We start from the raw sequence: 7,107 nt of genomic DNA, 5'->3' as shown, positions 1-7,107 counted from the left end.
TGCACCGCCGCGACGACGACCTGGGCTGGGCCAGCGCGAACTGGCGGCTGCGCCGCGGCCGGATCGTGTTGCTGGAAGGCGATTCCCCGGCGGGTCTGCGGCTGCCGCTGGATTCGATCAGCTGGCGGCCGCCCCGGCCGAGGTTCGACGCCGATCCCCTGGCTGCGGGAGGCGAGCTCGCGGCGGACGCCGCGAGTGCCGCCGTCGTCACCGAACCCGGCGACGCGCCGCCGACCGCGATGGTCGCCGAGGTCCGCCGTGGGCTGCTGTACGTCTTCCTGCCGCCCACCGAGGCCCTGGAACACTTCGTGGACCTCGTCGCCCGGGTCGAGGCCGCCGCGGCCAAGGCGGACTGCCCGGTGGTGGTCGAGGGCTACGGCCCGCCGCCGGACCCGCGGCTGAGGTCGGTGACGATCACCCCCGACCCGGGCGTCATCGAGGTCAACGTGCCGCCCACCGCCAGCTTCGCCGAACAGACACAGCTGCTTCAGAGCCTCTACGAACAGGCTCGCCTGGCCCGGCTGTCCACCGAGTCGTTCGACGTCGACGGCACCCACGGCGGCACCGGCGGCGGCAACCACATCACGCTCGGCGGCGTGACGCCCGCGGACTCGCCGCTGCTGCGCCGCCCCGACCTGCTGGTCTCGCTGCTGACCTACTGGCAGCGCCACCCGTCGCTGTCCTACCTGTTCGCCGGGCGATTCGTCGGCACCACGTCCCAGGCCCCGCGGGTCGACGAGGGGCGCGCCGAGGCGCTCTACGAGCTCGAGATCGCGTTCGCCGAGATCGCTCGGCTATGCGCCGGCGGGGCCGCCAAGCCGTGGGTGACCGACCGCGCCCTGCGGCACCTGCTCACCGACATCACCGGCAACACCCATCGCGCCGAGTTCTGCATCGACAAGCTCTACAGCCCCGACAGCCCCCGCGGCAGGCTCGGCCTGCTGGAGCTGCGCGGCTTCGAGATGCCGCCGCACCTGCGCATGGCGATGGTGCAGTCGCTGCTGGTGCGCTCGCTGGTGGCGTGGTTCTGGGACGAACCGCTGCGCGCCCCGCTGATCCGGCACGGCGCCAACCTGCATGGACGATACCTGTTGCCGCACTTCCTGATTCACGACATCGCCGACGTCGCCGCCGACCTGCGCGCGCACGGCATACCCTTCGAGACCAGCTGGCTGGATCCGTTCACCGAGTTCCGCTTCCCGCGCATCGGCACCGCGGTCTTCGACGGCGTGGAGATCGAGCTGCGCGGGGCGATCGAACCGTGGAACACCCTCGGCGAGGAGTCCACCGCCACCGGCACCGCGCGCTACGTCGACTCGTCGGTCGAACGCATCCAGATTCGCATCATCGGCGCCGACCGCCACCGCTACCTGGTGACGGCCAACGGCTACCCGGTGCCGCTGCTGGCCACCGACATCCCCGACATCCACGTCGGTGGCGTGCGGTTCAAGGCCTGGCAGCCGCCCAGCGCGCTGCACCCGACCATCAGCACCGACGTCCCCCTGCAGTTCGAGCTGGTCGACCTCACCACCGGGACGTCGCGCGGCGGCTGCACCTACCACGTCGCCCACCCCGGCGGCCGCGCCTACGACGAGCCGCCGGTCAACGCCGTCGAGGCCGAGTCGCGCCGCGCCCGCCGCTTCGAGGCGACCGGCTTCACCCCGGGCAAGCTCGACCTGGCCGCCATCCGGGAGCGTCAGGCCAGGATCCTCACCGACATCGGCGCGCCGGGCATGCTCGATCTGCGGCGCGTCCGTACCGTGCAGCAGTAATGGCGCTTCCCAACATGGCAACCGACACCGGCGGCCACTACGACGGCGACCGGCTGCTGGCCGGGTACCGGACCGCGCGGGCCCAGGAGGCGCTCTTCGACCTGCGGCACGGCCCGGGGATCGGCTACGACGAGTTCGTCGACGGCGAGGGCAACGTGCGGCCGGCGTGGTCGGAGCTGGCCGACGCCGTCGCGGACCGCGGCCGGGCCGGACTCAACCGGCTGCGCTCGGTGGTGGACAGCCTGGTCGACAACGACGGCATCACCTACACCGAGGTCGATTCGGGCCGCGACGGTCACGCCCCGGAGCCCCGGCCCTGGCGGCTGGACGCCCTGCCGATCGTGCTCTCCGCGGCCGACTGGGAAACGCTGGAGGCCGGGCTGGTGCAGCGGTCGCGCCTGCTCGACGCCGTGCTCGCCGATCTGTACGGGCCGCGCACCCTGCTCACCGAGGGCGCCCTGCCGCCGCAGCTGGTCTTCGGGCACCCAGGTTACGTGCGGCCCGCCAACGGAATCGAGGTTCCCGGACACCACCAGCTCTTCATGCACGGCTGCGACATCAGCCGGCAGCCGGACGGCGGCTTCCAGGTCAACGCCGACTGGACGCAGGCGCCCTCGGGCGCCGGGTACGCGCTGGCCGACCGGCGCGTGGTGGCGCACTCGATCCCGGACCTTTACGAAAGGATCGCGCCGCGACCCACGACACCGTTCGCCCAGGCGTTGCGGCTGGCGCTCATCGACGCCGCGCCCGACGTCGCGCAGGACCCCGTCGTCGTGGTGCTCAGCCCCGGTATCTACTCGGAGACCGCCTTCGACCAGGCGTATCTGGCCACCCTGCTGGGCTTCCCGCTGGTGGAGAGCGCGGACCTGGTGGTGCGCGACGGCAAGCTGTGGATGCGCTCGCTGGGCACGCTCAAGCGCGTCGACGTGGTCCTGCGCCGGGTCGATGCCCAGTACACCGATCCGCTGGATCTGCGCGCCGATTCCCGCCTCGGTGTGGTCGGCCTGGTGGAGGCGCAGCACCGGGGGACGGTGACGGTCGTCAACACGCTGGGCAGCGGCATCCTGGAAAGCCCCGGGCTGCTGCGGTTTCTGCCCGAACTGGCCGAGCGGCTGCTCGGCGAGGAGCCGCTGCTGCACACCCCGCCGGTCTACTGGGGCGGCGTGGCGAGCGAGCGTTCGCACCTGCTGGCCAACCTGTCCTCGCTGTTGATCAAGTCGACCGTCGGCGGGAATACCCTTGTCGGGCCGACGCTTTCGTCCGCTCAGCTCGCCGAGCTGGCCGCGCGCATCGAGGACATGCCGTGGCAGTGGGTCGGCCAGGAGCTGCCGCAGTTCTCGTCGGCGCCCACCGACAATGCCGGCGTGTTGTCGTCGGCCGCTGTCGGGATGCGGTTGTTCACCGTCGCCCAGCGCGGCGGCTACGCTCCGATGATCGGCGGCGCGGGCTACGTGCTGGCCCCCGGGCCGGCCGCCTATACGTTGAAAACCATTGCGGCGAAGGATGTCTGGGTGCGCCCGACGGAGCGCGCACGGGCCGAGACGATCGCTGTCCCCTCTTTGCAACCCTCGGGTCTAGAACCGGCGAAGACCGCGGCGGGCACCTGGGGCGTCAGCTCGCCGCGCGTGCTGTCCGATCTGTTCTGGATGGGCCGCTACGGCGAGCGCGCCGAGCAGATGGCCCGGCTGCTCATCGTCGCCCGCGATCGCTTCCACGTCTACCGGCACCACCAGGACATCGAGGAGAGCGAATGCGTGCCGGTGCTGCTGGCCGCGCTGGGCCGAATCACCGGCAACGACAACAGGTTTGGGAGCGATGGCGCCGAGATGATCGCCGTCGCCCCCTCGACGCTGTGGTCGCTGACCGTGGATCCCAACCGGCCCGGATCCCTGGTGCAGTCCGTGGAGGGGCTGGCGCTGGCCGCCCGCGCGGTGCGCGACCAGTTGTCCAACGACACCTGGACGGTGCTGGCGGGGGTGGAGCGCGCGATTGCGCTGCGGCCGGAGCCGCCGGACTCCCTGGCCGAAGCCGACGCCCTGCTCGCGTCGGCCCAGGCGCAGACGCTGGCCGGGATGCTGACGCTGTCGGGGGTGGCCGGCGAGTCGATGGTGCGCGACGTCGGCTGGACGATGATGGACATCGGCAAACGCATCGAGCGCGGCCTGTGGCTGACCGCGCTGTTGCGGGCCACCGTGACCGATGTCCGCGGCGCGCCCGCCGAGCAAACGATCATCGAGGCGACGCTGGTGGCGTGCGAATCGTCGGTGAGCTACCGGCGCCGCACCGTCGGCAAGGTCAGCGTGGCCGCCGTGGCCGAGCTGATGCTGTACGACATCAGCAACCCGCGGTCGCTGCTGTATCAGCTGGAGCGGCTGCGGACCGACCTCAAGGACCTGCCGAGCTCGTCGGGGTCGTCGCGCCCCGAGCGGCTGGTCGAGGAGGTCGGGACGCTGTTGCGCCGGTCGCACCCCGAACAGCTGGAAGCGGTCAGCGGCGGGCGCCGCGCGGTGCTGGCCGAACTGCTCGACGCCATCCACTCCGAGCTGCGCGACCTGGCCGAGGTCATCACCGAGACGCAGTTGCGGCTGCCGGGCGGTATCCAGCCGCTGTGGGGCCCCGACGAACGCCGCGTCATGCCGGCCTAGCCCCCGCGACTATCCCGCGATGGTGGCCGGCCCGCTCAGCGCCGACGTCACCTCGTCAATCACGTCGTGGATGAACTGCATCTTGTCCAGCACGGCCACCGGCAGCACGAACGGGTACAGGTCGTCGTGTCCCATCGAGCGGTTCACCATGTTCAGCGACCAGGACACCGGCAGCCACATCTCGATGATGGTCGGAAAGGCGCTGGGGCCCAACGGCGTACGGTCGAAGGTCGCCGACGCCGGCGCGAACGCGCACCACGCCGCGGTGTCCAGGGTGTCGCGGATGTGCAGGTAGTGGGCGAACGTCTCGGCCCAATCCTCGGCGGCGTGCATGGTCGCGTATGACGACACGAAGCTTTCCTGCCAACCCTCGGGCGCGCCCTCGTTGTAGTGCCGGTCAAGCGCCGCTTGGTAATCCGCGTCGGGATCGCCGAACAGTTCGTTGAACCGCGCCACGTATTCGCTCGACGGGGTGATCAGCCGGTAGAAGTAGTAGTGCCCGACCTCGTGGCGAAAGTGCCCGAGCAGCGTCCGGTAGGGCTCGTCCATCTCGACCCGCAGCTGCTCGCGGTGCACGTCGTCGCCCTCGGCCAGATCGATTGTGATGATGCCGTTCTCGTGGCCGGTGAGCACCTTCTCGTGCGCGCTGGACAGCAGGCGAAAGCCCAGTCCGTAGTCCGGGTCGCGGTCGCGGCCGATGATCGGCAGCTTCATTTCGTGCAGCTCGGCAACCAGCCGCCGCTTGGCCGCCTCGGCGCGGGCGAACGCCCCCAGGCCGTCGGTGTCCGCGTCGTTGGGGCGCTCCAGCGTGAGCGCGCACGCCGCGCACAGGCCGCCGGGAAGGTTGGTCGGGACCAGCCAATTGCATTCGGCCAGATGGCGATTGGCGCACAGCTCGTATTCGGCGGCGCTGACGAACCCGGCGCGGTCGGACTCGTCGCCGGTGGTGATCACCAGCAGGGCCATCTGCTCGAGCGAGAACCCCAGCGCGCTGCCGCACGCCAGGCAGGTGGAGTTCTCGAACGTCAGGCGCTGGCCGCAGTTGGGGCAGTGGAAGTCACGCATGCAGCACGTCGCCTTCGAAGGGCACCACATCGACGGCGACGTCGATCACGCTGCGCTCGGAGTTGGTGTAGATGATGCCGCGCAGCGGCGGGACGTCGGCGTAGTCGCGCCCGCGCCCCACGATGATGTACCGCTCGTCGACCAGCTGGTCGTTGGTGGGATCGAGCCCCAGCCACTCGAACCGGCCCGGCTCCTGCGGGGTCCACACCGCCGCCCAGGCGTGGGTGGCGTCGATACCGATCATCCGATCCTTTCCCGGGGGCGGGTCGGTGGCCAGATAACCGGACACGTAGCTGGCCGCCAGACCGTTGGCGCGCAGGCAGGCGATCGCCAGCCTCGCAAAGTCCTGGCATACCCCTTCCCGGGCCGCCAGAACCTCGTTGACCCCGGTGGAAATCGTCGTCGAGCCCGAGCGGTAGGTGAAGTCGGCGAAAATCCGCGACGTGAGATCGCGCAGCACCTCGACCAGGGGGCGCTCGGGCGCGAAACTGGGCGCCGCGTACTCGCGCACCCCGTCCGTGATCTCCGGCGGGTCCAGGTCGAGGGCGAACTCGGTCGCCAGCGCTCCCCTGCGTCCGGCCGGGCGGGCGGCCTCCCACGGCAGCAGCGCCGGCCCGCTGCTGTAGCGCTGTAGGGGCGGCGGATACACGTCGACGATGGAGTCGCTGGTGATCGTCAGGGTCTGGTGCGGCTCGGTGACGTGGAAGTAGGAGCTGACGTTGCCGTAGCTGTCGACGCTGGTGGAGCTGTCGGCCGGGGCCGGGTCGATGGTCAGCACGTGCGCGACACACCGCTGGCGTTGCGAGTCCCGCGGCGTGAGGAAGCCGCGACCATAAGAGCTGGTCACGACGTCGGAGTAGCGGTATTCGGTGCGGTGGGTGACCCGGTGCCGACGGGCATCACCTTCCGGCAAAGCTTCTGACACAAGGCTGATCCCACCACACTCCGTTTGCCGATCGCGAGCCAAGCGCGCCATGTCGGGAGCACAATCGAAAGCGTGGCCACGTGGAACGACGTCGCCCGCATCGTTGGTGAGCTGGCACTTACCTCCGAGCCGTCACCGCACGAGTGGCGGGTCGGCAAGAAGTTGCTGGCGTGGGAGCGGCCACTGCGACCGTCGGATCGCGAGGCGCTGGCGGACAGCGGGGTCGAGGCGCCCGAGGGCGACATCCTCGGGGTGCGGGTCTCCGACGAGGGCGTCAAGTTCGCGTTGATCGCCGACGAGCCCGGGGTCTACTTCACCACACCGCATTTCGACGGCTATCCGGCGGTGCTGATCAGGCTGGGCGAGATCGGGGTGCGCGATCTCGTGGAGGTGATCACCGAGGCCTGGCTGACGCAGGCGCCGCGGAAACTCGTCCAGGAGTACCTGGCCGATTCGCTATGAGCGCAGGTCGACGACCCGCTGCAGGTCGTCGACGCAGGCCGCGACGGCGTCGGCGAGCACCGCCTGGGTCCTCTCGCGGGCGAGCGCGTGCAGCTCCGAGGCGTGATGGCGTGCGGACGCGGTGTAGGCGCACGCCCCGGCGGGGTCGGAGTCGGCCAGGGCGGCCGCGGCCGCGAGCACCACCAGCGCGCTGTGTGCGGGCCGGGGAAGCCGGGGGCACCCGTCGGCGCCGGGCGCG

5 protein-coding genes and 1 pseudogene are annotated in these 7,107 nt (G+C 70.9%); 3 read left to right on the top strand and 3 right to left on the bottom strand.

The features are described 5' to 3' along the window. Together BN4348_RS36595 and BN4348_RS36590 are read left to right on the top strand one after the other, a co-directional pair. Positions 1 to 1,772, top strand: a 1,772-nt coding sequence (locus tag BN4348_RS36595) for a transglutaminase family protein (protein WP_167670464.1), incomplete at its 5' end; no start/stop codon positions are given. Between the two features lie 14 nt (positions 1,773 to 1,786). Then, a complete protein-coding gene (locus BN4348_RS36590; RefSeq protein WP_407937918.1) occupies positions 1,787 to 4,417 on the top strand; it encodes a circularly permuted type 2 ATP-grasp protein in 2,631 nt (876 codons plus the stop codon). A 9-nt stretch (positions 4,418 to 4,426) separates the two neighbouring features. On the opposite strand, the gene BN4348_RS36585 is transcribed toward BN4348_RS36590, so the two are convergent. After that, positions 4,427 to 5,482 (bottom strand): zinc-binding metallopeptidase family protein, encoded by a 1,056-nt coding sequence (locus BN4348_RS36585; protein WP_066910377.1) that lies wholly within the window; start codon positions 5,480 to 5,482, stop codon positions 4,427 to 4,429. Next, the gene (locus tag BN4348_RS36580; protein ID WP_066910376.1) at positions 5,475 to 6,458 is read right to left on the bottom strand and encodes a transglutaminase family protein; all 984 of its coding nucleotides are present in this window, start codon (positions 6,456 to 6,458) and stop codon (positions 5,475 to 5,477) included. The genes BN4348_RS36585 and BN4348_RS36580 overlap by 8 nt, the downstream gene beginning before the upstream one ends. Positions 6,459 to 6,479: 21 nt before the next feature. On the opposite strand from BN4348_RS36580, the gene BN4348_RS36575 reads away from it, so the two are divergent. Continuing rightward, a complete protein-coding gene (locus BN4348_RS36575; protein ID WP_066910373.1) occupies positions 6,480 to 6,869 on the top strand; it encodes an MmcQ/YjbR family DNA-binding protein in 390 nt (129 codons plus the stop codon). Here BN4348_RS36575 and BN4348_RS61180 read toward each other — a convergent pair. Then, positions 6,864 to 7,107: pseudogene (locus BN4348_RS61180) on the bottom strand (FUSC family protein); the annotation flags it as partial. The gene BN4348_RS36575 and the pseudogene BN4348_RS61180 sit on opposite strands and share 6 nt — an antisense overlap.

Origin of the sequence: Mycobacterium interjectum (assembly GCF_900078675.2) — a bacterium.
Lineage (GTDB): Bacteria > Actinomycetota > Actinomycetes > Mycobacteriales > Mycobacteriaceae > Mycobacterium > Mycobacterium interjectum.
Note: the sequence above shows the minus strand (reverse complement) of the source record. Positions and strands in the feature narration are given on the sequence as shown.

Coding starts and splice junctions, on each gene's coding strand:
- BN4348_RS36590 (WP_407937918.1), top strand. CDS start 1,787: ATGGCAACCGACACCGGCGGCCACTACGACGGCGACCGGCTGCTGGCC.
- BN4348_RS36585 (WP_066910377.1), bottom strand. CDS start 5,482: ATGCGTGACTTCCACTGCCCCAACTGCGGCCAGCGCCTGACGTTCGAG.
- BN4348_RS36580 (WP_066910376.1), bottom strand. CDS start 6,458: ATGGCGCGCTTGGCTCGCGATCGGCAAACGGAGTGTGGTGGGATCAGC.